17 protein-coding genes and 1 riboswitch are annotated in these 26,519 nt (G+C 43.5%); of the genes, 10 read left to right on the forward strand and 7 right to left on the reverse strand.

Annotated features, from left to right (window positions below; genetic code table 11):
* Nucleotides 1–114 precede the first annotated feature (114 nt).
* The 8 genes from PODO_RS10565 (at nucleotide 115) to PODO_RS10600 (ending at nucleotide 14,654) form a co-directional block, all read left to right on the forward strand.
* The gene (locus PODO_RS10565) at nucleotides 115–1,953 is read left to right on the forward strand and encodes a cache domain-containing sensor histidine kinase (protein ID WP_169744758.1); all 1,839 of its coding nucleotides are present in this window, start codon (nucleotides 115–117) and stop codon (nucleotides 1,951–1,953) included.
* Nucleotides 1,928–3,502, forward strand: a complete 1,575-nt coding sequence (locus PODO_RS10570; protein WP_038569953.1) for a response regulator transcription factor — start codon at nucleotides 1,928–1,930, stop codon at nucleotides 3,500–3,502. Before PODO_RS10565 ends, PODO_RS10570 begins: the two co-directional genes overlap by 26 nt.
* 281 nt (nucleotides 3,503–3,783) lie before the next feature.
* A complete protein-coding gene (locus tag PODO_RS10575; protein WP_038569955.1) occupies nucleotides 3,784–4,713 on the forward strand; it encodes an ABC transporter permease in 930 nt (309 codons plus the stop codon).
* Between the two features lie 18 nt (nucleotides 4,714–4,731).
* Nucleotides 4,732–5,655 carry a carbohydrate ABC transporter permease gene (locus PODO_RS10580; RefSeq protein WP_038569957.1) on the forward strand — a complete coding sequence of 308 codons (924 nt, stop codon included), beginning with the start codon at nucleotides 4,732–4,734 and terminating at the stop codon, nucleotides 5,653–5,655.
* Between the two features lie 85 nt (nucleotides 5,656–5,740).
* Nucleotides 5,741–7,258: an ABC transporter substrate-binding protein gene (locus PODO_RS10585; RefSeq protein ID WP_038569959.1), complete on the forward strand. Its 1,518-nt coding sequence runs from the start codon at nucleotides 5,741–5,743 to the stop codon at nucleotides 7,256–7,258.
* A gap of 122 nt (nucleotides 7,259–7,380) precedes the next feature.
* Nucleotides 7,381–8,700: a glycoside hydrolase family 125 protein gene (locus PODO_RS10590; RefSeq protein ID WP_038569961.1), complete on the forward strand. Its 1,320-nt coding sequence runs from the start codon at nucleotides 7,381–7,383 to the stop codon at nucleotides 8,698–8,700.
* Nucleotides 8,697–11,831, forward strand: a complete 3,135-nt coding sequence (locus tag PODO_RS10595) for a beta-galactosidase (RefSeq protein WP_038569963.1) — start codon at nucleotides 8,697–8,699, stop codon at nucleotides 11,829–11,831. Before PODO_RS10590 ends, PODO_RS10595 begins: the two co-directional genes overlap by 4 nt.
* A gap of 63 nt (nucleotides 11,832–11,894) precedes the next feature.
* The gene (locus PODO_RS10600; protein WP_038569965.1) at nucleotides 11,895–14,654 is read left to right on the forward strand and encodes an alpha-mannosidase; all 2,760 of its coding nucleotides are present in this window, start codon (nucleotides 11,895–11,897) and stop codon (nucleotides 14,652–14,654) included.
* Nucleotides 14,655–14,724: 70 nt separating this feature from the next.
* Here PODO_RS10600 and PODO_RS10605 read toward each other — a convergent pair whose 3' ends face one another.
* Nucleotides 14,725–15,213: a MarR family winged helix-turn-helix transcriptional regulator gene (locus tag PODO_RS10605; RefSeq protein WP_038569967.1), complete on the reverse strand. Its 489-nt coding sequence runs from the start codon at nucleotides 15,211–15,213 to the stop codon at nucleotides 14,725–14,727.
* Nucleotides 15,214–15,419: 206 nt separating this feature from the next.
* Between PODO_RS10605 and uvrA the strand changes: the two genes are divergently transcribed.
* A complete protein-coding gene (gene uvrA, locus PODO_RS10610; protein ID WP_038569969.1) occupies nucleotides 15,420–17,924 on the forward strand; it encodes an excinuclease ABC subunit UvrA in 2,505 nt (834 codons plus the stop codon).
* Between the two features lie 775 nt (nucleotides 17,925–18,699).
* Here uvrA and PODO_RS10615 read toward each other — a convergent pair.
* The 6 genes from PODO_RS10615 to PODO_RS10640 all read right to left on the reverse strand — a co-directional run bounded on the left by PODO_RS10615 (nucleotide 18,700) and on the right by PODO_RS10640 (nucleotide 25,307).
* Complete coding sequence (locus PODO_RS10615) at nucleotides 18,700–19,269, reverse strand: YdeI/OmpD-associated family protein (protein ID WP_038569971.1); 570 nt, start codon at nucleotides 19,267–19,269, stop codon at nucleotides 18,700–18,702.
* A 56-nt stretch (nucleotides 19,270–19,325) separates the two neighbouring features.
* Nucleotides 19,326–19,841: a DinB family protein gene (locus PODO_RS10620; RefSeq protein WP_036689713.1), complete on the reverse strand. Its 516-nt coding sequence runs from the start codon at nucleotides 19,839–19,841 to the stop codon at nucleotides 19,326–19,328.
* A gap of 82 nt (nucleotides 19,842–19,923) precedes the next feature.
* The gene (locus PODO_RS10625; protein ID WP_038569972.1) at nucleotides 19,924–20,835 is read right to left on the reverse strand and encodes a helix-turn-helix transcriptional regulator; all 912 of its coding nucleotides are present in this window, start codon (nucleotides 20,833–20,835) and stop codon (nucleotides 19,924–19,926) included.
* Nucleotides 20,836–20,977: 142 nt separating this feature from the next.
* A complete protein-coding gene (locus PODO_RS10630; RefSeq protein WP_370510928.1) occupies nucleotides 20,978–22,150 on the reverse strand; it encodes a KamA family radical SAM protein in 1,173 nt (390 codons plus the stop codon).
* 132 nt (nucleotides 22,151–22,282) lie between these two features.
* Nucleotides 22,283–22,426, reverse strand: a riboswitch (cyclic di-AMP (ydaO/yuaA leader).
* A 48-nt stretch (nucleotides 22,427–22,474) separates the two neighbouring features.
* The gene (locus tag PODO_RS10635; protein ID WP_038569974.1) at nucleotides 22,475–24,142 is read right to left on the reverse strand and encodes a helix-turn-helix domain-containing protein; all 1,668 of its coding nucleotides are present in this window, start codon (nucleotides 24,140–24,142) and stop codon (nucleotides 22,475–22,477) included.
* A 139-nt stretch (nucleotides 24,143–24,281) separates the two neighbouring features.
* On the reverse strand, nucleotides 24,282–25,307 hold the full coding sequence (locus PODO_RS10640) for an ABC transporter substrate-binding protein (protein ID WP_038569976.1): 1,026 nt from the start codon (nucleotides 25,305–25,307) through the stop codon (nucleotides 24,282–24,284).
* A 526-nt stretch (nucleotides 25,308–25,833) separates the two neighbouring features.
* Between PODO_RS10640 and PODO_RS10645 the strand changes: the two genes are divergently transcribed.
* Entirely contained in the window at nucleotides 25,834–26,496 is a 663-nt protein-coding gene (locus PODO_RS10645) for an HAD family hydrolase (RefSeq protein WP_036689719.1), read from the forward strand.
* Nucleotides 26,497–26,519 lie beyond the last annotated feature (23 nt).

A 26,519-nucleotide genomic window follows, 5' to 3' on the forward strand; every position in this document is an offset into this window, starting at 1 on the left:
AGTTGGAGCGCTAGAATTTATAAATAAAAAATGCATGCGCTTCCATTGCAGAAAAAGAAGTGTGATGTTAAGCTTCTAATCCTAAAGGTGATATTCAGAAAGAAGGTGGCTTTGTTGAATGTAAAGAAATTTTATCAAAACCATTTGCAGAAAAAACTGTTCAATAAAATATTAGCTATATACTCTTCAATCATCATAATTACGTTAATAGCCTCTTCCATTACCGTATATAAATACTATGAACAGACGATCACTCGCCAACATGTAGATGCCAATCGGGAGGTGCTGGATTATGTAAGTTTGTATATGAATCAGCAGTACGAAAGCATCCAAGTGGCTATCCAGCAAATATATAGCGATGCCTCTGTCAGTGAGGATTTATCCTACTTTTTGCAAAATGATTATGGGGATTATCTTAAATACCGTTTAGATCAATATGCAGACATAGGGAGCTCCGTTCCTCATACGTTCGATACGTATTTCAAAACCTATTTGAATCAGAAAAATGGGATTTATGACGTTATTTTGTACAGCACAGAGAAAGAATTTTATTATTTATATAAAAATAATACCCGACAATTCTATTTGAGCGACATGGACGGTCCTAAGCAAAAATTATCCTTACCGAAGAATGGCTGGGTCTCGCATGAAACCAAATTAGTGCTTAAGGAAATAAGAGAAGACAATAACAATTTGTATACAATGACTAGGGAGATTAAAGATCCGATTACACTGAAAACGATCGGTATGCTCATAGTAGATTTTGACGCGGAACTTATTTCAAAATGGCTTGGCACAAAAGTTACAGAAAATAATGGTCAATTGTTGGTCTTAACCCCAAGCGGTGACGTTATATATGATTCATTGGGAAGGTATATGGGACAGCGATATCCACATATCGATGCGCTTCATACGGATGGCTGGACAACACTGGATGAGATCTCCAAGGTTAACTTAAATACAACGAACAGCTCAGGTCTTATTATGGCAGGGATCATTCAGAAGTCACAGGTCAACAACGAAATGAAAACGGTTCGAACTTGGATTATCGGGATTACCACAGCGCTTATTATTACTGCAATGTCTTTTACATACGGAATTATTTTACGTTTTTCTAAAAAAGTGAAGATCATTGTCAAATCTATGAAGCGCTTACAGGAAGGTGATTTGAGCACACGTATTCACCTTAATCGAGAAGATGAATTGCAGCTAATTGCCAACAATTTTAACTATATGTGTGAAAGACTAGAACTCTATATTAACAAAGTGTATATTTCGGAGCTTACCCAGAAAAATGCTGAGCTAGTTGCACTTCAATCACAGATTAATCCACATTTTTTATATAACACACTTGAGGCGATTAGGATGCGGGCAATTACGCAAGGAGCGAAGGATGTAGGTCAGATGATTTACATTTTATCGACATTATTTCGAACGATGATTAAGAAAAGCATGGTCGTTACAATATCTGATGAGATTGAATATTGTAATTTGTATCTGGAGTTGTTCCAGATTAGACATAAAGATAGGCTCCAAATCGAATCACAAATAAGTCCAGCTGCCATGAATTGTTCTATCGTTAAATTGCTTATTCAACCGGTTATTGAAAATTATATTGTTCACGGATTTAGACCTGACCGTTTTGGCAATCTCATCCGTATTGAAGTTACTGAATCTGGCGGGGAAATTCAAATTGCTATAAGTGATAACGGAAATGGAATTACTCCCAGCAAGCTAACAGAGCTACAGCAAATGCTTCAAGTCAGTATGAGAATGGATGAACCTCCTTCTTCGGTAGGCCTATGTAATGTGAATGAACGAATTAAACTTTATTATGGGACTGAATATGGATTGACGATCGCTAGTGAAGTAAATAAAGGAACAATAGTCATCATGAATATACCAGTCGTAAGGGAGAGTACTAATAATGCACAATATACTTATCGTGGATGATGAACCTCTTATTCTTGAAGGATTACGTTCAGTGATTGAATGGGAAAAATATGGATTGAGAATCGCGGGACAAGCGTCTAATGGGGAAGAAGCTTTAGAATTTCTACGCAATCATGATGAAGGGATCGACATATTAATTACTGACATTACGATGCCAAAACTTACGGGACTTGAACTGATTCAACAAATAAAGGTTTTTGATTCAAAAATGAGATTTATTATCTTGAGCGGCTATGAGCAATTTGAGTATTTAAAAGCTGGAATGAGTCTAGGCATTGAAAATTATATTCTCAAACCCATTAATATAAATGAATTGGAATCAACCATTGAACAAATTGTTGAAGTGCTGAATCAAGAGGATGTTGAACAATTTCATGCTAAAGAGGATTGGCAAGTTCTGCGCAACAATATTCTAAACCGCTGGGTAACTGGCAATATAGGTAGGCAGGAGCTACAGCACCGTTCAAAAGTCTTAAATATCTCACTGGACTGTTCATTTTTTACGGTGGCTGCGATTCGGCTTATCACCGAACAGGATGACGATGAGGGGCAGGATAAACTCCACAGGAATCAGCTTATGGATGCATGTTATCGTATCGCTGTGAAGTCATTAGAGCAACTTGGAACCGTTATTGTATTTATAGATATGGAAGGTGATCTTGTTCTTATTATTGCTGAGCGGGCTGAAGCTGAGAACAAAGAAGAGCTTTATTGTGTACTGGAACGAGTACAATATGAGATTATGCATGAGTTGGAGAAGTCTGTCTGGATAACGATAGGAAGTAAGGAGCATGCTTTTCAGGAAGTCCCAAAAAGTTATAAAAAAGCGAAGAGTTTATATGTTGATCATCTAATGCTACCTGGTTACCCGATTATAGATGCGGAACAACTGTCAAAGATGGTTCTGCACGAGGAGAAGCTCGAAATTGATTATGAGGAATTCACCAAATTATTATTATCTGGAGATAGTGAAGCTACGAACCAGTTTATCGCAGAAACGTTCGAAAAGCTGTTTGGCTGTGGCATGATTACCCGTATTGATAATTACAACGTAGCGATTGAGTTAATGTTGATTGCCAAGAAAATGGAGAAAAACTCTAATTTTAGTGCCGTGTTTAATCCATTGCTGCGCATACATACTATTGAGCAATTGGTGCACCATGTGCAGGAAAGTGTGAAAGAAACACTGGACCAATTATCGTTAGTAAGTGATGAGCTCAGTCCGAATATGAGATATATGGTTGATCAAGTAAGCAAACACTATAGAGAAGAGCTATCCCTGAAAACGCTCAGTCAGCGTATGGAAATGCATCCTAATTACTTGGGACAGCTATTTCAGAAGGAAATGGGCCGTAGTTTCTCTGATTATGTTAATCAATTTCGAATTGAAAAGGCAAGACAATTGCTGCTACAAACTACGTTACTAACCAACGAAATTGCAGCTGAAGTAGGGTATCCGGATCCAGCATATTTCTATCGCCAGTTCAAAAAATCAGTAGGTGTATCGCCGACAGAGCTTCGGAATATGTACAAAAAAGCAAAATCCTAAAATAAAGGAAATGTTCCTGGCTATCCACGTTCAAGTACGGGTTTCATGGACGCTGATAACGAGAATGTTTCCTTTTTTTTGCTCAAATTTAAGGGGAAATAGACTTTTTAAATGTCCTTTCTGCTGTGGATCTTTAATTTTTACATCTGATTCTGGAGTTTTTCAACTTTATGAAACCGCTTTTATAGCGCAGAATTAAGGGTAGTTAAAGGGGCGAGGGAAAAAGATCGAAGGGATATATAGGGGTTGTTTGGGGATAGAGAGAAGGGGGATGTGGAATAATGCCTGCATTTTTCAAAAGTCTAATTAAGGATAAAGTACTCTGGTTTATGGTATTACCAGGGACATTATGGTTCCTGATCTTTTGCTACTTACCGATGTTTGGAACAGTAATTGCATTCAAGGATTTCAAGATTCATCGGGATGGATTCTTTGCAAGCGTTTTAAATAGTAAGTGGGTTGGCCTTGAAAATTTCAACTTTTTGTTCTCGACGGAGGACGCCTATATCATTACAAGAAATACGATTCTTTATAACTTGGCGTTGATCTCTCTCGGTTTATTTCTTGCGGTGGGCATTGCGATCACCTTGAATGAACTTGTGAATAAACGGACGGCTAAAGTTTATCAAACGGCGATGTTTATGCCTTACTTCCTTTCTTGGGTCATTATTAGTTTCTTTACCTTCAGCTTTCTGAGTGTAGATAAAGGAATATTGAATCAAGTGGTTGTTTACTTCGGAGGCGATCCTATTTCCTGGTATGGGGATACTCGCTTTTGGCCATATATCCTAATTTTCATGGGGATTTGGAAATCAATTGGTTATTCAAGTGTTGTTTACTTAGCGGCTATAGCGGGTATCGACAAGTCCTACTATGAAGCGGCTATGATTGATGGGGCCAGCAAATGGCAGCAGATTAAGTTTATTACACTTCCTTTGCTTAAACCTTTAATGGTAACGCTAACGATTTTAGCGATTGGTGGTATTTTTAGATCAGACTTCGGTTTATTCTATCAAATCCCTCGGGATTCAGGTGTTCTATACTCCGTAACGAATGTTATCGATACTTATATTTATCGAAGCATGAGTACGACAGGTAATCTAGGAATGAGTACAGCGGCGGGTCTATATCAATCGATTGTTGGATTTATCATGGTGCTTGTAACGAATTCTATTGTGAAAAAGATCAGCAAAGAGAATGCGATATTCTAGAAAGGAGTTAGTGACGTTATGGCAGTATTCAAACGTAAGCCAAAAGAAATCGACAACAACGCCATTACTCCTTTATGGAATGTGGTACTCAATATTATAATTGGCATCTTCGCTTTTACTTGTGTGTTTCCGTTCTTGTTTGTCATAGCCATTTCTTTTACAGATGAGAAAGTACTTGCTCTAAATGGATTTAGCTTGTTACCCGAAAAATATAGTTTAGCAGCTTATCAGTTTGTTTTTAACACAGGTGATCAATTACTTCGTTCCTTTGGAGTTACTTTGATGGTTACTGTACTAGGTACGCTCATTAGTTTATTTCTAATAACAACTTATGCGTATGTTCTCTCTCGAAGATCATTTCGCTATCGTAATTATTTCAGCTTCTTCGCCTTCTTCACGATGTTATTCTCAGGCGGAATGGTTCCCAACTATATCGTGGCTACGCAGTTTTTACATTTGTACAACACGATATGGGCTTTGATATTGCCAATCGCGATGAATGCATTCTTTATTCTAGTAATGCGGACCTTCTTCCAGACTAGCGTACCTGATGCACTCATTGAGGCTGCCAAAATTGATGGATCTGGTGAGTTTCGGACCTTCCTGCAAATTGTACTTCCAATCTCTTTACCGGGGATTGCAACGATTGGATTGTTCTGTACGCTGGGATATTGGAATGATTGGTTTAATGCCCTGCTGTATATAGATGATGCTAGTCTTGTTCCACTCCAAGCGATGCTGATGCGAATTCAGAATAATATGGAGTTTGTCATTCAGAACAGTATGCAGATGGGATCAAGCTTTGAGATTGCTGCAACCTTGCCAACAGAAACCGTTCGTATGGCGATGGTTGTACTGGCAACCTTGCCTATAGCACTAGCGTATCCGTTCTTCCAAAAGTATTTTGTACAAGGTTTAACCGTGGGCTCTTTAAAGGAGTAACACTACTAAGATGTATTTATTCGAATCGCTAGGATAGGAATCGATATAAATAAAGCGTTCATTAATCTAAAGGGGGAAAATAGAAATGAAAATGAAAAAAGGCTTAACACTCGCTCTTGCAGGGACAATGCTTTTTTCTGGCCTTCTAGCTGGATGTGGTTCGAATAATAATACAAATGCTGCTAAAGAAACAAACAATTCAGCGGCAGCAGGGAATTCAGCAGGGAACACATCAGAATTAAAGCCATATGAGCTGAAGATGTATTTAATTGGTGGACCTCAAAAGGATTTGGATCTTGTCTTAAAAGAAGTTAATAAATATACCCAAGAAAAAATTAACGCGACGTTGAACATTACGATGTTCGATTGGGGCGATTACGATAAGAAGATGCAAGTCATCACCGCTTCTGGTGAGCCTTATGATATTGCCTTTACCTCTTCTTGGACAAATGACTTCCGTCGTAACGCTGCTAATGGTACGTTCTTGGGTCTGAATGATCTGCTAGATAAGTATGGTAAGGAAACGAAAGAAGTTTTGGACCCTCGTTTCTTAGAAGGAACTAAGATTAAAGGTGAGATCTATGGTGTTCCTGTAAATAAGGAGCTTGGACAGCAATGGGTATGGCGCTTCAATAAGAAATATGTTGATAAATACAACATGGACATTTCCAATATCCGTACATTGGATGATCTAGAGCCACTTCTTAAAACGATTAAAGAGAACGAGCCGGGTGATATTACACCGCTAGCTGTTCCTAAAGGCTTTAAACCATTTATGCCATTTGACTATGTACTAGGTGATGAGTTACCTATCGGGGTCTATATGGATTCCACAGATGGCAAGGTTGTTAATATTCTGGAGACACCTGAACTTGCAACATCGTTAGATACGATGCGTAGACTTTACACAGCAGGTTACTTACGCCCAGACGTTGCGACACTTGAAGGTATTGATAACATTAAGACGGGTAAATGGTTTGCCGATCGCGAAATTACACAACCTTATGCAGAAAAAGGTTGGTCTCGTTCAGCAGGTTATGAAATTGTAACTTCGCCTATGCATGAGCCTTATGTATATACACAGTCCGCCGCAGGTTCGATGCACGCGATTTCCGTAACCTCAGGTGATCCTGAACGGGCTATGATGTTCTTGAATCTTTTGAATACAGATAAGTACTTACGCAATTTGCTCAACTATGGTATTGAAGGCACTCATTATAAGAAAATCTCCGACAATGTCATTGAAGATCTGCCAGCTATGCAAGATAGCTATGCAATGCCAGGCTTCACACTTGGAAACATGTTACTGACTTATCTGCATGCTGATGACCCTGCTGATAAATGGGATGCTTTTAAGAAGTTTAATGATTCTTCAAAAGAAGCCCCTACCTTCGGTTTTGCATTTGATCCTACACCTGTGAAAACAGAAGTAGCGGCCATCAACAACGTAACTAAAGAATTTATGCCAGCGCTGTACACAGGTTCTGTTGATCCTAAAACATATCTGCCAAAAGCAGCGAAGAAATTTAAAGAAGCTGGATTGGATAAAGTCATTGCAGAAGTTCAAAAGCAACTTGATGAGTGGAACCAGACAAAGAAATAAGCTAATGAACGTAACACGCCTAAGATTAATCACTAAAGGTAACACAAATAGGATTAGTGGAGACGGGCAGCTATGCTGCCCGTCTCTCTATCTATCCCCATTTATTATGAAGGAGTGAGAATATGGAACAATTCCGACTTCCCACCATCTCTATGCCGAAGCTGACGCTTCCTCAAGCGGTTCAAGAAGTATTAAACGAAGCAGAGGAGAAGTTAGCTCATCGGCCGAAGCTATTGCAGCTCTTTAAGAATTGTTTCCCTAATACGCTTGAGACAACGACTAAGCTTATGGATGATGGAACAACGTTTGTGATTACAGGAGATATCCCGGCTTCTTGGTTGCGAGACTCTGTGGAGCAGGTTATGCATTACGTGCCCTTTGCTAAAAACGATCCCGATCTTCAGCGGATTATTGGCGGGTTAATTAAACGTCATATCGAGTATATTCATATCGATCCGTACGCCAATGCGTTTAATGAGACGGCGAATGATTGGCATTGGAGCACTAGCGATATTACGGAAATGTCCCCCTGGGTGTGGGAACGTAAATTCGAGATCGATTCTCTTTGTTTTTCCATGCGTCTGGCTTATGCCTATTGGAAAGAAACCGGAAAGGCTGATATATTCGACGCCGGATTTAAGGCAGCAATGGTCAAAATATTCAACCTGTTCAAAACTGAACAGCGCCATAGTGAATTATCTCCATACCGCTTTACGCGTAACAATGGGATTCCTGAAGATACACTGCGTAATAACGGCCTGGGTATGCCTGTTAATTACACGGGCATGGTCTGGTCCGGGTTCCGCTCGAGCGATGATGCTTGCGACTTCCATTACAACATTCCGGGGAATATGTTCGCTGTTGTTGCATTACGTCATATGCAGGAATTCGCTGAATGGGTATTCCGTGATCTTGAATTTCTGGAACAGCTTAAAGCATTAGAAGCTGAGATTGATCACGGAATTCAATTGTATGGTATTTATCGTCATCCAAAATTCGGTCCAATCTACGCCTACGAGACCGATGGCTATGGCAACTACTGCTTGATGGATGATGCGGGAACACCAGGACTCATGTCGATTCCTTATCTCGGCTATGTTACCGCAGAGGATGAAATTTATCAGAATACGAGACGATTTGCTCTGAGCAAGGAGAATCCTTTTTATTTTGAAGGAACCGCAGCGAAGGGAATCGGCAGTCCGCATACTCCCAAAGACTACATCTGGCATATGGCATTATCGATGCAAGGTTTGACGGCTTCCACTAAGGAGGAAAAGCTGGAGATGCTTGCGATGTTAGAAGCTACAGATGCGGATACTGGCTTTATGCATGAGGGATTCCATGTTGATGATCCGAATACGTTCACTAGAAAATGGTTCGCCTGGTCCAATAGCCTGTTCTCCCAACTTGTCTATAAAACGATGAAGGAAGGACTACTATGAGCAGCCCGAGCAGACCTGTAATCATATTTTATGATTCTGATTTTCCAATTTCCAGTCCCATTCCTAGCGATGCGATTACATCCATGAGTGAGTTCGGATCTATTGTAAATGAGAATCAGCTTGCAGAAACGCTTCGCGAAACGGAAGGCGGCTGTTTCATCAATCTGCATGCACCCTATTTCCCGAAAACGGCCTGGATAGCCATTCTTGAATACCTGCAAAGAGGAGGCGGGCTGATTAGCATTGGAGGCGCACCCTTCAAACAACCTGTTCGTTGGGAAAATGGCCAATGGCATGTGGAAGCGGAGCAGACTTCCTATCATCAGGAGCTGTATATTCATGAGGCACTTCATGTTGAATGCTCACGCAACCATTCATTGCTTGCCTCGGATGTCATTCCTCTGCTTAAGGGTCAAGAATCTCTTTTTCTAACGAGTGCGAATACATGGAACCTCGTGCCACATACGACAAAGACGAGTGATTTACCACATCAAATGGGCTCTGCAGGTCCAATGAGCACACGGATTTGCCCGCTATTAAAAGGAGTTACACTCGAGGGTCGGGAAATTTCTGCGCCAGTAGTTCTTTGGGAGAATACGAGCGGTTTATTTGCAGGCTCACGCTGGCTGTTCGTAAATACACCTGCAACAGCTTCTTTTTGGGAGCAAAAAGGTCCTTTCGCGATATCCAATTGGGCTCGTTTCTGCAGCAAGGGTGTAACGGAAATGTGGGTTAAGCCCAATTACGCGTCTTATGAATTAGGAGAACGTGCTTCCCTAACCCTTCAGATTCAGCAGCTTGAACGAGTGAGACCTTCTATGCGTAATGAAGATACATGGAATTTCACAATTCATGTAGAGCATGAATCAGATACCTCTTTGAAGTGGTCTCAGAGTTTGGAAATGAAGGCGAATGCTGAACTAAACATGGTGCGTCTGCCTATTCCTTTGGAGATAAGTAGGGGCCTCTACCAGATTGTCTGTGAAGCAGAAGCCAGTGATGGTGAGGTTCGCATTCTGCGCCAAGGGTTCTGGGGTTATGCTCCTGAGCTGCTGGCAGCAGGCAATCCGGTAACGAGCGGCAGAGATTATTTTATAAAAGATGGGCGTCCGCTACCAGTGGTCGGCATGACTTATATGGCGAGTGATGTGGCGCGGAAATTTCTATTTCTACCGAACGTGGGAGTTTGGGACCGTGATATGGGCCAGATGCGGAAGGCCGGGATTAACTGGATCCGTACAGGGATCTGGACAGCTTATCGCAATGTGATGCAAGACGATGGACATGTCTCGGAAGAAGTATTGCGGGCGATCGACGCCTTCATCATGACGGCAAAGAAGCATGATCTTCAAGTGACTTTCACGTTCTTCTCCTTCACACCGGAAACGTGGGGAGGGGTAAATCCTTATCTGGACCCACAAAGTGTGGAAGCTCAGAAGCGGTTCATTTGGTCTATTGTATCTCGTCATAAAGATTCTTCGAATGTAGATTGGGATCTTATTAATGAACCGTCGATGTTTGATCCGGCACGTATTTTTTCGGACGGCCCGAGTTCATGCCATGATCGTTTTGAGCGACAAGCCTTTATGGAATGGCTACAAGAAAGACATGGTGTAATCGACGTGCTGCAGGAACGCTGGAATATGACACCTGCACAGCTTCCGAACTTTGCATCTGCAGGGCTGCCAGAAGCAAAAGAGATTAACTTCGACGTACAAGACATGCACAGTGCTAAGAGGGGAACACGCTGGTTGGATTATTGTTTGTTCTCTATGGAGATGCATAACCGTTGGGTGAAACAATTATACGACGCCATTAAGGAGCAATGTCCAGCTCAGATGGTTACGGTTGGTCAGGATGAGGGACTAGGAGCGCAGCGACCTTCGCCGTTCTTCTACGAGGAGGCGGTGGATTACACCACTGTTCATTCCTGGTGGTTTAATGATTATCTGGTGTGGGATGGCATCTTTGCCAAGACGCCTAATAAGCCAAACCTAATTCAGGAGACTGGCGTCATGTATGTAGAAACTCCAGATGGCCGAGCCAAACGTTCAGAACAAGAGCTGCAGAATTTGCTGGAACGCAAGTATGCTTACGCTTTTGGAACGGCAGGTGCGGGGGCTGTTCACTGGATCTGGAATACGAATTTCTATATGGATAATGCGAATGAGTCCCATATCGGAGCACTGAGAGCAGATGGAACCGAGAAGCCTGAGGCAGGCGTATCTTATGATTTCGGGAAGTTTATAGAAGGTATCCGTGATATATTTGGTGATCGGAAATTGGAAGAGATTGCGGTGGTGTTCCCTTATTCGAATGATTTCTCTAATCGGAAGTTGGCTTTTGCTGCTACAACAGAGCTTACCCGCATTCTGTCTTATGAGCTCAAGATGTCTTTTCGGGGGGCTTCCGAATACCATCTAGATGATTTGGAGAAGAACCCTGCGAAACTGATTATACTGCCAAGCGCGCATAACTTCGCTGATGCAGCAATGGAACGGTTGTTACACATTGTTGAAGAGACAGGAGCGGTATTGCTTGCCACTGGACCGTTAGGCATTGATGCCTATTGGCGTTCTTCGGATCGGTTGAGTGATATCCTTGGCAAACGTGAATTGCGTAATGTGCGCCGCGAAGAAGTGCTTATGCTTCAAGGTCAAGTCCTGCCTGTCTCTTTCGGCCACCGCCGGATAGCTGAGGTGACAAAGGAAACGATCATTCAAGAAACTGGTGGAAGTTCAACTATAGAGACTGTCGTGAACCTTCCGCTTGGCAAGGGTCGACTCCTATGGAGCCCACTGCCAGTTGAATTGAGTGAGCGTAGGGATACTACGGCTGCACTTTACCGCTACGCGGTTAATGCTGCTTTTGTGGAATGTGATTTGGAATGGATTAGTGGTGGGGACTTAGCGGGTATCTACGGACGGAAATTGAGCTTTGCTACGGGTGCGCTTTTTACCTTCGTGTCGGAATATGCCCAAGATGCAAAGATCGAGGTGAAGGATTCAGCCACTGGCCGAACCTATTCGTTCGTGTTAGAACAGGAACGTTCTGTTCTCTTTGCTACGGATAGTAAAGGAGACTTGCTTGGTGTTTATCGCCCGCAGGAAGTCGAGATCCATGTAAATTAACCACATCTTCTACATTAAGCATCTTGGTAGAGAGAACGCATTGCATATAAGGAGGTCTTCACTTTGGAAAGTTCAAATCAATCTATTAAACCTCAGACTGCCCATATCATTTCCCATACACACTGGGATCGGGAATGGTATCTTCCCTATGAGAAACATCATGTACGCTTAGTAAAACTGGTTGATGAATTACTGAACCGGTTGGATGAGGATAACGAATTTAAGAGTTTCTATCTGGATGGACAGACGATTATTCTGGATGATTATCTTCAGGTACGTCCCGAAAATCAAGAGCGGCTACAGAAATATATTACGGAAGGTCGCCTTCTAATAGGACCTTGGTATATTTTGCAAGATGCGTTCCTTACTAGTGGGGAGGCCAATGTTCGTAATATGCAGATTGGCCATCAGGATTCGAAGCGTTACGGGGAACCCTCCAAAATCGGTTATTTTCCGGACACCTTTGGTCTAGTCGGCCAGACTCCACAATTAATGCGGCAATCCGGCATCAATAATGCCTTTTTTGGAAGAGGTGTGAAGCCCACTGGATTCAATAATACGGTGTCAGATGGAGGTTACGAATCCTCATTCTCGGAGCTGATTTGGGAAGGTCCTGACGGATCAAAAGTGCTCGGCATCCTATTTGCCAATTGGTATTCTAACGGAAACGAAGTGCCTGTAAATGAAGCAGAAGCCAAAGTGTTCTGGGAGAAAAAGCTGGCAGATGCGCGGAAGTTTGCCTCCACAGGTGAGCTGCTGTTCATGAATGGTTGCGATCATCAGCCGGCTCAACTGGATTTGCCAGAGGCTATCGAAACTGCGAAGCGGTTGTATCCAGATATAGAGTTCATTCATTCGAACTTTCCTGATTACCTTAAGGCCGTAGAGGGTGTAATGGATCGCAGCAATCTGTCGACTGTAAAGGGCGAACTGCGGAGCCAGCATACTGATGGATGGGGTACGTTAGTGAATACCGCGTCTGCGCGTGTCTATTTGAAACAGATGAATCAGGAAGGGCAAATCTTGCTTGAAAAGGTGGCCGAGCCACTTGCTTCGTTCGCACATTTACTGGGCAAAGAGTACCCCCATCATCTGTTCAACTATGCATGGAAGACATTAATGCAGAATCATCCGCATGATAGTATTTGTGGATGCAGCGTGGATGAGGTACACCGTGAGATGGTCACCCGTTTTGACAAAAGCCGTCATGTGGCAGAGACCATTGTTGAGGGTAGTAAACGAGTGATTGCAGAAGCTGTGGATACGACCGGGTTTACAGCATATGGTGAAGACGTGCTTCCACTAGTTGCGATGAATATGACGGGTTGGAGTCGCACGGGTACTGTGAGCGTAGAACTTGATGTGGCGCGTCTATATTTGCGAGAAGGGTTCTCTCTGGAAGAAACGGCTAGCCGTATGACCGGAATTGACTTGCACGATCGTGTGTTAGTAGACGATCAAGGGAATGATATTGCCTGCCAGATGGAGGACTTAGGTCTTCAGTTTGGTTATGATTTGCCAGATGACAAGTTCCGTCAGCCGTATATGTGCCGCCGGGTAAGACTTACCTTTGAAGCCGTAGAAGTTCCTGCGCTGGGTCTTCGTTCATATGCTTGGGTTCGCCGGGCAGATGCAGAACTGCCAATAGCCGCTGAATCTTTGCTACAAGGAGATCGGGTGCTGGAAAATGACGTTATCAAGGTAGTTATTAATGATGATGGTTCGTTTATGCTAAGTGACAAAACTAGTGGCGTGACCTATCAAGATCTTGGCGTATATGAAAACACCGGGGATATCGGCAATGAATATATGTACAAACAGCCAGAGGCCGAACAAGCTCTGACGACTAAAGGACTAAAGGCTAATATTTGTGTACTGGAAAATACATCGTTTCGCGCCACTATAGAAATTAAGCATGACTGGGAGATTCCAGCTTCGGCAGATGATAAACTGGATGAGGAGCAGCGTGCACTGGTTTACTATCCGGAGCGCAAAGCTCAGCGCAGTAGTGACACAGTCATTCTAAAACTTCGTACTGTAATCACCTTGGAGCGGGGCGGAAAGGGATTGCATATCGAAACGACAATAGATAACCAGGCCAAAGATCACCGGATTCGTATACTGTTTCCGACAGATCTGAATGCTGTCACGCATCGTGTAGATTCGATGTTCGAGGTTGCTGAGCGGAATATTGAACCAGCTACAGAATGGAAGAATCCGAGTAACACGCAACATCAGCAAGCCTTTGTTGATATTAGTGATGGGAAGGCGGGTCTAACCGTCGCTAATTTTGGATTAAATGAATATGAAGTGCTGCGAGATGGGCGTAACACTATTGCGATTACACTGCTACGTTCTGTTGGTGAACTTGGTGACTGGGGGCTATTCCCTACTCCAGAAGCGCAGTGTCTTGGAGAGCACATTGTTCGTATGGAGCTAATCCCACACACAGGTGAGGGTATAACTTCTGGTGCTTATGCTGAAGCTTACCAATTCCAGGTTCCGTGGATTGTATGTCAGACAGATGTACATGCAGGCGTGGTTGCGCCGGTGTATACTCCATTCGATTGGGAGAGTAAGGAACTTGCATTTTCTTCACTAAAAATGAACAAGCAGACTGGAGACTTGCTGCTGCGTTGGTATAACATGAGTCAGCAGAACACCAACCTGTCCTTCCGTTCAAGTATTCCACAGCAGTATTTCTATAAAACGACGATCCTAGAAGAGGCGAGCCACCCAGTCTCTAGTGATGAGAAAGAGAAAGGAAGCTTTGACTTACAGATCGGTCCATGCGAAATTGTAACGATTGGTATTAGAAAATAAATGAAAAAGGACGGTATCCAGAGAGTCGTATGACTTTTGGATATCGTCCTTTTTTGTATAAATACGTATCTTAGGAAGAAGATTTGCCGCGCGCAGTGGATCCAAGATGATCAATCTGCTCTTCTAGAACCGCACTTGCTTTGCCTAAAAACTGCGAAATAAGGGCGAGCTCTTCATCCGTATAAGAAGCTGCGAGCTTAACCATGGCGGTATGGAGCGGTTGGTACGTATTAATGACATCATCTTTATTCTCATATAATGGCACAATAATCACTTTACGGCGGTCATTCGGGTCATTTTGTCTGCGGACATAGCCATTTTTTTCGAGCCGGTCTATTAATGCTGTAACACTTCCGGTGGTCAGACCGGTTAATTTAGACAGTTCTCCGGCAGTGATCGGACCTTTCTCCCGTAGAATATCTATAGATAAGAAATCATTATTGTATAACCCAAGTGAGGCGGCTACATTTTGTTGGTACAATACCGTTCGGTTTCCCAAACTGCGCATAAGCAAGGTGAATTGTTCCTGCTCTGGTGTAGGTTGTTCGTGGCTTGACAAAAGATAACGCTCCTTTTAAAATAATTATATCTTGATAGTCAAGATATTAGATTATAAAGTTATTTGAAAATTTTGTGATTTATCAAATACATTCTATCGAAATTAGAAATGTTTTGCAAAATAATTGCAATACAACAACTTTGGGCAACCATATGGATAGAAGATATAACTACGAACTAGTGGGTTGAATTGAGAGGGGAATAGATGTGAAAGAGACTATTGTTATTAAAGGTGCAAGAGAGAATAATCTGAAAAATGTCTCGCTCACGATTCCTAAGTATAAGCTAGTTGTCCTGACAGGACCTTCGGGATCAGGCAAATCGACGCTAGCTATGGATACACTACAGCGGGAATGCCAAAGACAGTATTTGGATTCCATGGGCATGACGTCAGATACGATCAGTAAACCAAAGGTGGAGTCTATTATTGGACTGTCTCCGTCCATTAGTGTTGGACAACATGTCACCAATCGTAATCCCCGTTCGACAGTCGGGACTGTCACTGACATCTATACGTTTGTCCGGTTTATCTTTTCCAGATTAGGCGAGCAGGTTTGCCCTTCCTGTAGTGGCAGCATCCCACCTTCTTTTGAAGCGAGGGGATTGCTGATCGAGGAAGACGAGGAAATGGATGGTCAGACGATGGGTTGTCCACATTGCGGAGCAGAGCTTGAGAAGCTGGGTATGTCCCACTTCTCTTTTAATAAACCGGAGGGAGCTTGTGAAGCCTGCGGTGGTGTTGGATCTGTGGCAACAATAAATGAAGCGGCGGTGTTTAATCCAGAGCTTAGTATGCGTGAGGGTGGGGTTGCCTCGCTGAATGGTGTTCATCGTGATATACAGATGCGTATATTATTGGCCGCTGGCAAGCATTTTGGCTTTGAGTTTGACCCGGATCAGCCCTTAAAAGATTACGGTGAAATTCAGCGCGACTTGTTGTATTACGGAGTGGAAAGTGAGGCGTTTAAGCGCCATTTTCCCAATGTTAAGCCGATTCAAGGCACCAAATTTGAAGGCGTCATTCCTGGTTTGTGGCGGCGTTACAAGGAGAAGGAAGGAGAAGCTGGTACACAGGAAAAAGACGGCGGATTTTTTCATGAGCAGCAATGCCCGGAATGTCTTGGCGCTCGTCTGAAAAAAGAAGTTCGTCTCGTACGGGTAGCTGGCGTATCGATTACGGAGGTATCGGATTGGTCATTAAGCGATATTTACGAGTGGACGAAAGGCTTAGAGGCGGCTTTGCCCGCCGAGGGACTTCATCTGCTTGAACCCATCCTTCACGATATGCCTACCCGACTAAAACGGATTATCGATGTTGGTCTAGGTTATCTTTCTATGAACCGTCAGACGGTCTCCCTATCTGGTGGAGAGGCACAGCGGCTGCGCCTTGCCTCATTGCTGGGGTCAGGTCTGACTGGAGTGTTATACATTCTAGATGAACCGACGACCGGGCTTCATCCGCGGGATACTGTTGGCCTCATTCGTGTGCTTCAGGAGTTACGCGATTTGGGGAATACGGTGCTCGTTATCGAGCATGATATTGAGATGATGCGCGCTGCCGATCATATTATTGATATGGGTCCGGGTGCTGGTCTGGACGGCGGGCAAGTTGTTGGCGAGGGCAGCATTGAGGACTTGATGGCAAGCGAGACTTCTGTTACGGGAGCCTATCTTAGAGAAGAGCGTCATAAGACTGCTGCATATGTTCGCCGGAAAGGTGACGGAAAACAGATCACCATCCGACAGGCTCAATACCGGAACATTGAGATCCCGGAGGTTACATTTCCTCTAGGTTGTCTAGTTTCTGTAACTGGGGTTTCGGGTTCAGGCAAGTCGACGCTAGTCTTTGATATTCTTGCGCAAGGTAGTGCGAAAGAACATGAGCAAACAGGCTGTGCGGAGATTGCAGGCTTAGATCAGGTTGGAAATATAGTGATTTTTGACCAATCGCCCATGGGGAGGATGTTGCGTTCTAATGTAGCGACATATACAGATGTTTTCACACATCTGCGCCAGCTGTTTGCTGCATTGCCGGAGGCGAAAAAAAGAAAACTGACCTCCAAGCATTTTTCCTTTAACACACCGGGTGGACGCTGCGAAACCTGTCAGGGTCTTGGGGTGCTGACTGTAGACATGAATTTCTTACCCGATTTGGAGGTTAAATGCCACGTTTGCAAGGGGAGAAGATTTACGGATGAGGTTCTCCAGGTGAAATATGATGGATATTCCATCTCGGATCTGCTGGACATGTCCGTGCAGGAAAGCTTGCCAATTCTTAAGTCGGAAGCCAAAATGGCGGGGATAATCGAGACGTTGTGTGAGGTGGGTCTCGGTTACCTTAAATGGGGACAATCTGTCAAAACCTTATCTGGTGGTGAAGGGCAACGGATTAGACTGGCTAAAGAGTTGAGCAAACCTTCCAAAAACCATACCCTCTATCTGCTCGACGAACCAACAACAGGCCTTCATCCGTCAGACATCAGGCAGCTCCATACCTTATTGAGCAAATTGGTTGATACGGGAAATACGGTCGTGGTTGTGGAGCACAGCTTAGAGTTGATTCGGGAGTCCGACTGGGTGATTGACATTGGCCCTGAAGGTGGCGTTGTGGGTGGTAAGCTTGTAGCTGAAGGCACACCGGAGCAGGTTGCTGAAGTGCGGGAATCCTACACAGGGATGTTCCTGAAACGGATTCTGGCTGAGGGGATGTAATCAAAAAAAGGAGGTGTCCAAAAGCCATGAAAATGGCTAGGACACCTCCTTTTTTGAACTTAAACCAACCACTGCTCTCAACTCTAAACTTCGTCTGAACGTTTGAACCGATCCCATTCACGCGTACTTAACACTTTCGGAATAACAGATGATCATGAGTCGATGGTGTATGATCCGCAGATGATTAGGATACGGTAGCATTAGACAGCGAAAGACTATGCTTCGGCGTATCGGACTCAGCGGACCTTAAATGCAGGAAAATCCGCCATTTGGAGTATTATCGGACCGCATAGCTCCTATTGGCGAAAAAAACGCCTTATAAGAGCCTGTTTCTAAGAAATAGCTGCACTGGAGTCCGATGGATTGCTGAAAAGGCGATAAATTAGTAAATAGCATCATTGGAGTCCGAAAGCCTCAGCAGGAGATCATGGTGTCAGCAGCAGTAGCAATAGCAGTTGACCCAGGGAATGACCATGCTTCGGCGGTATCGGACTCAGCAGACCAGTGAATGACCATGCTTCGGCGGTGTCGGACTCAGGAGTCCAGCAAATGATCATTCTTCGGCGTATCGGACTCAGCAGACCTTAAATGCAGGAAAATCCGCCATTTGGAGTATTATCGGACCGCATAGCCCCTATTGGCGAAAAAAACGCCTTATAAGAGCCAGTTTCTAAGGAATAGCTGCGCTGGAGTCCGAGCTGAAGAGGCGATAAATTAGTAAATAGCGTCATTGGAGTCCGAAAGCCTCAGCAGGAGATCATGCATCTAGCGCAGCTTAATAATCTAGCAGACGTCCATTATCATGCCATTGCCCGTACATTTTATTTTCTTTAGTGTTTGTTATGAATTTGTCTAATTTACTCTTAAATAAATCTGGCTGATGTTTATTGCTTTGGATCGTGTCGATCCGAACTCTTTTATAAAGGGGGGGAAAGGCCCGGAAATTCTCATATACTTGCCTGTCCTCTTTTAGCCTTTGCTCTATAATCATATCTACTATAAAAGAATCAGGGTTCATATCAGGAAGTATCCGTTTTCCTTCAGCACTCATTAACCCCAGCTTTTCGAGGCGGCGGACCCGTTCTTTGTTCAATTCAGTCCAAGAGCTTTTTTTACTTCGGGGAGAGAGTCTTTGCGCCAGCTCTGTTTCCGAAATTTTCTTTTTCACTCCATCGATCCATCCAAAACACAAACATTCCTCAACTACGTCCAAATATAGCAACGTTTCTGGGTTTGGCGTCATACTAACGAGTACCCAACAAGATTTTTCATTCTTACAATTCTCCTGCAGCCAAACTCTTAAATCTTCTCTCGTTTTTACTGTAATTAGATTTTCAATCTCCATAATTAAAATACAATTTCCTTTCTAGGTATGGAGTGGGGTAGATTGCCCATTAGTGTTTAAATAGCTTCCGCTGTTACCTGATACCAAAAAAGAGAATAGTCATTCATGGTGGAAGCGTGGCCTAACTGCCGTAACATAGTAGATATATTACCTCTATGATAAGTCCCGTGATTGACGACTTGCAACACAATTTCTGATAGGCGTGTTTGGCGGATTCCGGCGAATGGATTGTCAAGCAGAATGGTTTGCTCCAAATCGGATTGGTTGTGTAACCATTCTTTGTATTGTTCCGATAGCTGTGCAAAGATATTTACGTACTCATCCACAGAATCTAGAATGCTCAAATTTAGCGGGATACTTTGTTGAAAAGCCTCAGGCATAGCAGTGCCTGTTAAAACAAGATACCACATCGTATCAACCGCATAGATATGGCTAAGGGCATGAGCGATGGTGGGAAACGAGCTGTTCACTTCTTGACTTAGCACAGAGGATGGGAGTTCCTTGATTCTCCCCAGGATAGTTTGGTTTGCCCAAGTGTGGTATTTAAACATTTCTACTGGATAATTTGTCATTCGTATGGTCTCCTTTTGAATTGTCATGGATTTGTTTTTGTTACTGTAGTTAATATAAAAGAAGAAGTATGACATCAGACTGTCATACTTCTTCATAAAGTTTGAGTGTGTTTTGAAGCTGCTCTTTTAAAATACCTCGCAATGCAGAGGGTTCGAGGACTTCGGCCCCGCTGCCGAAACTCAGCAGAATGGACCAAAGCCAACGTGCTTCCAATGGCTTATACACAGGGATTCGCATCGTCATGCTTTTATCGGAATGAAATTCCTTATCGACTTGGTGAAACTGATCCAACGCTTCTGCCAAAGCCTCAGGTCCCACCCGTATCACTACTTCCTCGACCTGATCTGCCCTGTTTGAACAGCCAGCCTCTTTGGGTACCTCATGTTGTGATTGAAAGGTATCCTGCGTCAGGAACAAATTCAGCATCCGGGAAAGACGAAACTCCCGATAGTCCTGCCGTGCCCGGCAATAACCATAGATGTACCAGTTGCTATATTTAAAATGAAGCTTTACTGGTTCCATTTCACGGGTTGTACGTTCATTTTTTACATTGATGTAATCAAAACGGACGACAATTCGTTCCGCTATAGCCGCACGTAAAAGAGGAAGTGCGTCAGGATCCGTACGCCGGGTTTCAAGATCCACCGCGAGACTAGAAGTCTGTGGCTCCGTTCCTATCGTTTGCAGCCGTTCAATGGTTCCTTGCGTATGCTCATCTTCAAACACGGAAGAGAGACTGTTAAGTACAGTAATCAGAGAAGTGACATCATACGAACGGAGCAGGCTTTTATCCATTTTATATCCGTCCATAATGCCATATCCACCTTTAGTTCCCTGATATGATACGACCGGGATACCAGCGGCACAAATCACATCGATATCCCTATAGATCGTCCGCTGGGAAACCTGAAACTCTTCAGCCAGCTTGGAGGCAGATAAAACTTCGTGGTTCAATAGCTTGTAGATCATAGAAATCAATCTTTCCAATTTCATGTGTGCATTCCCACCCATTAGTCCATTTCGTGTTACAGCGTGATTATATCATAGATTTTTTCGGGCTAATTTTGGGAGGGAGGAGTTTTGTTGTTGGTGATGAAGAAATATCCTATGACAGAGTCTGACAGAGCCGATTAATTTATTTACAGATTAAATCCGCAGGCTCTGATAAATCATTAACAGAAATAATAGCATCGTTTTTTTTCACAGGTGGGGTCCAATATTGCTCATTCCCAGGCAGGTCATCGAACCATTCGGCGTCCTTTGGACAATCTAGAATCATGAATTTTCCGTATTCCTGATCTCTGGATTGATGGTATTTGAGATAGGCTTTCCCGTTATCAATGGCGAGAATTTCTATTTTTCCTGAGGTGTGGCTCATGGATAAGCGTACTCTTTTGCCAAGTCCTGAGGTTCTAGCTTTGGCTTCTTCTACAATTTGATAGACTTGCTCGAGCGGTAATACGAAATCCCGGTTTCCGGCAACGGGCCGGTTCACAAAGAAGTAGTAGGGTGTAACGCCAGCCCATGAAAGTCGGTCCAGTAGTTCCCCTAAAATAATGGGATCATCGTTGATGCCTTTGAGGATGGGAGTCTGATTTACGACAATTGCCCCTGCGTTGTGGAGAGCTTTAAATGCTTTTTTGGCTTCAGGTGTGATTTCACGAGGATGATTGATGTGCGCCATAACATAGATTCGTTTGTCTTCGGTAGAGTAAGTACGAATCAGCTCCAGCAGCTCTTCGTCTTCAGAGATCCGCATCGGATTAAATACGGGAATTTTGGAACCTAGTCTAATGATCTTAACATGCTCAATGCTTCTTAGATTTTCAATAATGGATCTTAGCTTCGGTGTGGAGAGAATTAAACTGTCCCCGCCCGTAAGAAGTACGTTGTTAATCTCCGGATTCTTTGCGATATACTCCAAGCCCGGAGAGACATCAGCCATCGCCTCTTTCACGTCATTTCGGAACAGACGCTTACGGAAACAGTAGCGGCAATAAGCCCCGCAGACCTCGGATACAATCAGTAGTGCAGTGGTTCTATACTTGTGCTGACAACCAGGTACCACATAATTCGTGTCCTCATCGGAGGCGTCCCAGCGCCCATACTCCAGCAGTTCACCTTCGTTAGGAATAACCAGCTTACGGATGGGATCATCTGGATCATCCCAGTTAATCAAAGACAGATAGTAGTCATTTACACGAAAAACAAATTTGTCTGTAATTTCTTTCAGATTCTCTTTTTCCAGCTCAGACAACATAGCTATTTTGTTAATATCCGTGAAGTACTTTACCTTTTGCACGTACATCTCTCCTTTGTCTCGTAGTGTGAGAAATGAGGGAGCCTTAGTGTCAAAGGCCAATCTACTGCCAGCAGGGTCCAAAAAAAGCACAAAAAGAGACCCTTAGCAAGGGTCTCTGGTTATGTAAATAACATGAAAAGCAGACCCATCCACTGCTGACGAGGTTAGCTGACGGACTCGGGTAAGATGGTACCCTACATTCTAATACTCAATGATTCGCCCCAATTAACTGGTTCCCCCGCTTTTCAACTGTAAAAGTTGGAAATTAAGCGTAGATAAAGTATACCCTATGAAGTTTTGAAAAGTCAAAAGAGAATCCTAGATTCACCTTCAATTGCTAGCGCTACTTCCGCCGAGTAGTTTAGGCAGCAGCGTTAGTAGCTTCTCCCGGGTTAACGCATCACTGGAGTTCCATTTGCTTCCATCGAGCAGATAAACATGTCCCTGACGTACTGCCGGAAGAGTGTTCCAAAGTGAACTGTCTAGTAATCGTTCCATCGCAGCTCGCGAGTCTTTGCGTTCCGGAATGAACATGAAGATATGATCTCCGGCGTAGGCAGGCAGTCGTGTTGGATCAACTTCGGCGAACCCTAACTCTTCGTCCAATATGGCTTGGATCTCTTCGGTCGGTTGTAAACCACATGGGGCATAAAGCGCAGTGGAGAATCCGGACATTCCCATAGCATATAGATGATCTCCATGATCATAGACCAAAGCAGAGGCGGTTTCTCCAACTTGGAGAGTTGTCGAGTAAAGCTGCTGCCACATGGCAGCGTTTTTGATTGTGAATGACTCCAGCCATGCTTCGGCTTCGCGCTGTTTACCTAGCCAACTGCCTAATGTCCGCATTCGGTTGTCGAGAGGCGCAAATGAATCAAAGGTGAGTGTCGGAGCGATACCAGAAACTGCTCTGTAGGCTCTTTCATCACTATTTGCCAAAATGATCAAATCTGGGTTTAGGGAAGCGGTCAACTGCGGGTCCAGTGGAAACCCGACGTTGGCGAGCTTCTTAAGCCGATGTTTATAGACGCTGTTCCGGGCGAATGCTTCATCTCCACCGATAGGCTTTACACCTAACGCGAGAAGGTCGCCAAGTGTCTCGCCATGATAGACAATACGTTTCGCTCGTTCAGGAATTTCCACCTCATGACCCGTCCAATCCTTGACGGTAAGCTTACGACCTTGCTGATGTGCATATTGTCCGGGTGTAACTCCGGTTTTTTGCCGAAAGCGGCGGCTGAAATAGTATTCATCCGAGAAGCCGACCAGTCTGGCGATTTCCCGCAGTGGTTCAGTCGATTCCTGCAGGAATCGTTTGGAATGATTAATACGCAGATCCGTCAGGTATTCAAGCGGCTTTTTACCCGTAAGCTGCTGAAAGATCGGTGTATATTGCCAGATTGATATTCCCGCCAATTCAGCTAACTGCTTCACGGTGATACTCTCTGTATAATGCTCCTGAATGAATGTTATGGTCTTTTCTACGGATTCCGTAGGACTTGGCAGGTGTTTGGAAGGGTAATTATGCTCAAAAAGTAACAGCAGCAATTCTTGGAATTTTAATTGTTGCTTGAATTGTTGTACATCATCGGTGTTATTCCTGTTCATGAGCAGGTCTTCGACTAGCCGGATTACCTTGGTGAACGGGTGCACAATTAACTCCCGCCTGCCGGAAAGCAGCTCTCCAGAATATCGTTTAGGAAGCTTGGTTGTATAAATTGCTGTAAAGGTGATGAGGTAATAATACAACGTCAGCTCCTGGTTGTTCGTACTATAGGAGATTCCAGGAGATAGTAGATAACATTTATCCGTACTTAGTATCACGCTTTGATCATCGAGGTTCAATTGTCCGTTCCCTCCAGTAAATATGAGAAGGGTATAGTCCTGGGTTGTACGCGTTATAGAGCTTGAATCGGCAGCTTGAATCATCAGTTCGGCCTCGTTTAGCTGAAATAGCAGAGAGTGGAGTGGGGGGCAGGACGATGATGTATGCAGCATGGGTTCAGCCTCCGTTCATTTGGTGAGAATGATTATCAATGAATTCATTGTATATAAAAAAAAGAAGCATATCAACAGCCGTTGACATGCTTCTTGCAGTTTTTTATCAGCCTTGTGTTAAACTCTTCATCACAGAAGGTTATTTCATATTCAATAGCTGTGGAATTTCGCCAAGCAGCCATTCTCTTGTTGTTGCATCACTTGAAGTCTTCATGATGTCTTGTGTATAGACATATCCGTTCTTGACGGCAGGAAGGCTCTTCCAGATAGGGCTCTTTAATAGATTCTCTGTGGATTGTTTTGCTTCTTCTGCCACTGGAGTCAAGATGAATATCCGGTCTCCGGCATATTCTTTCAGGACTTCCATGGATACTTCCTGGAACCCTTTACCTTCATCAAGTATCTTCTGAATAGCTGGAGTTGCATTGAAGCCATTCTCCCCATAGAGTACCTGTGAAAGTCCGGTTGCTGCCATTATAAACAATCTGTCTCCTGGATAATAAGTGAAGACCGCAGCCGTTTCGCCCTCTTTCATGCCTGCGGATTTCAATTGCTTCCACATGTTCTCTTCAGCGGTTTTATACTGGGCTAGCCATGCTTCTGCTTCAGTCGTTTTACCAACAATTCCACCAATGTCCAGCATACGTTCCTGGAGTGGGGCAAAGGTATTAAATATTATCGTTGGTGCAATTTTGGAGAGCTGCTCGAAATCAGCTTCATCTGTGCCCGCATAGATGATCAAGTCAGGTTGAAGCTCCAATGTTTTTTCCAGATTGATAGGGAAGCCTACATCCTCCACACCTTGCAATTGATCTTCAAAAATCTGGCCTTCCCCCATAGAAAGAGGATAACCTACCGCCTGCACACCAAGTGCGAGCAAATCGCCATAAGTTTCTCCAGAATAGATAATTCGCTGCGGATTCACTGGAATCTCTACAGTATGTCCTATGTAATCTGTATAGGAGCGGGTAGTCGCTGCAGCTTCATCTGTACTGCTATCTGAGGGTTCTGCTGAAGGTGCCGCGGTTGCAGCGGAAGAGTTCCCGGTTGCGTTTGCCGTACTATTGGCAGAGGATTGTTCCTTTGAGTTTCCGCACGCCAGTAGCAATGTACTCAGCAAAAATAGTACACATACCACAGCGAAGGACTGTCTTACCTTGTTCATATCTTATTGCCTCCCTATTATATGTAACGACCACCAATAATGATAATCATTCTCGATTAAAATATATCATAAATTAAAGCCTCTTTTTACTCAATGGACAAAAAATAACCCCGTAATTTGATTTGTACAATCAAGTAAAAAGGATGTGGTTGAAATTATTTTAAATTATTTTTAGCTGCTTGGAAAAATACTCTAAATAACAGCAATGGAGAGAAAGAGAGGGAGCTTGCCTTCATAACAAACTTGGCAGAAGGAATCCCTTGAAGCACATAGGATTGTGGTGTTTTTTGAATCTGATTATTGTTATGTATTAAGATGTTCAGGTGATGCAAAAATTCAGGGTTGTCCGCATTGATTGTAATCGTTATCATTACGTGGCATGTTATCTACCGTGCTTGACGTCAGTAGAAGGGCTTTGTTATGGTTTTTATAGTCAAACGCAAGCCGAAATAGCTTTTTGTAGAATATGCAGAAGGTTTTGCGTAAGATATTCTAACCAAACATAATACGAGGGAGATGGTTGATTGTGATCAAAGGAATTATTTTTGATTTTGACGGAACGATTATCGACACGGAGACTGCTTGGTACACCGCATTTAACGAGGCTTATGCAGAATATGGAGTGGACCTGACGCTTGAACAATATTCCACCTGCATCGGCACGAGCTTGAACAGTTTTAATCCTTATGAATATTTGATGACTGATCTTAAGCTCGCAATTGACAAAGAAGAGTTCAGCAAGGCTGTTAAACAGAGACACAGCAAACTTATGGAGCTTGAAACAATAAGACCAGGTATTCAGCATTATCTTGATTCTGCCAAGGCAGCTGGACTGCGCATAGGGCTGGCCTCAAGTTCTTCCCTGGAATGGGTGGAAAAATATCTGAATCAATTGGGTATTCGCGAGTATTTCGAATGTGTTCGGACTGCCGACCATGTGGCAAAAGTGAAACCAGATCCGGAGCTATATAACCAAACGTTAGCTTGTCTTGGAATCACAGCTGATGAGGCGGTTGCTATCGAGGATTCACCGAATGGATCTAAGGCAGCGGCAGCAGCTGGCATCCGTTGCATTGTGACGCCTAACGAAATTACTAATTTTCTTGAATTCGATAAGCAGCACCATAAAATTGATAATCTAAGTCTTCTTGAATTTGATCATGTAGTTACTCAACGTTGCTTCGTATAGAGAAACCGAGAAACTGAGTTCAA

Origin of the sequence: Paenibacillus odorifer, from assembly GCF_000758725.1 — a bacterium.
Lineage (GTDB): Bacteria > Bacillota > Bacilli > Paenibacillales > Paenibacillaceae > Paenibacillus_AQ > Paenibacillus_AQ odorifer.

Coding starts and splice junctions, on each gene's coding strand:
- PODO_RS10640 (WP_038569976.1), bottom strand. CDS start 25,307: ATGAACAAGGTAAGACAGTCCTTCGCTGTGGTATGTGTACTATTTTTG.
- PODO_RS10625 (WP_038569972.1), bottom strand. CDS start 20,835: ATGAAATTGGAAAGATTGATTTCTATGATCTACAAGCTATTGAACCAC.
- PODO_RS10615 (WP_038569971.1), bottom strand. CDS start 19,269: ATGGAGATTGAAAATCTAATTACAGTAAAAACGAGAGAAGATTTAAGA.
- PODO_RS10635 (WP_038569974.1), bottom strand. CDS start 24,142: ATGCTGCATACATCATCGTCCTGCCCCCCACTCCACTCTCTGCTATTT.
- PODO_RS10595 (WP_038569963.1), top strand. CDS start 8,697: ATGAGCAGCCCGAGCAGACCTGTAATCATATTTTATGATTCTGATTTT.
- PODO_RS10590 (WP_038569961.1), top strand. CDS start 7,381: ATGGAACAATTCCGACTTCCCACCATCTCTATGCCGAAGCTGACGCTT.
- PODO_RS10630 (WP_370510928.1), bottom strand. CDS start 22,150: ATGTACGTGCAAAAGGTAAAGTACTTCACGGATATTAACAAAATAGCT.
- PODO_RS10620 (WP_036689713.1), bottom strand. CDS start 19,841: ATGACAAATTATCCAGTAGAAATGTTTAAATACCACACTTGGGCAAAC.
- PODO_RS10585 (WP_038569959.1), top strand. CDS start 5,741: ATGAAAATGAAAAAAGGCTTAACACTCGCTCTTGCAGGGACAATGCTT.
- PODO_RS10575 (WP_038569955.1), top strand. CDS start 3,784: ATGCCTGCATTTTTCAAAAGTCTAATTAAGGATAAAGTACTCTGGTTT.
- PODO_RS10570 (WP_038569953.1), top strand. CDS start 1,928: ATGCACAATATACTTATCGTGGATGATGAACCTCTTATTCTTGAAGGA.
- PODO_RS10580 (WP_038569957.1), top strand. CDS start 4,732: ATGGCAGTATTCAAACGTAAGCCAAAAGAAATCGACAACAACGCCATT.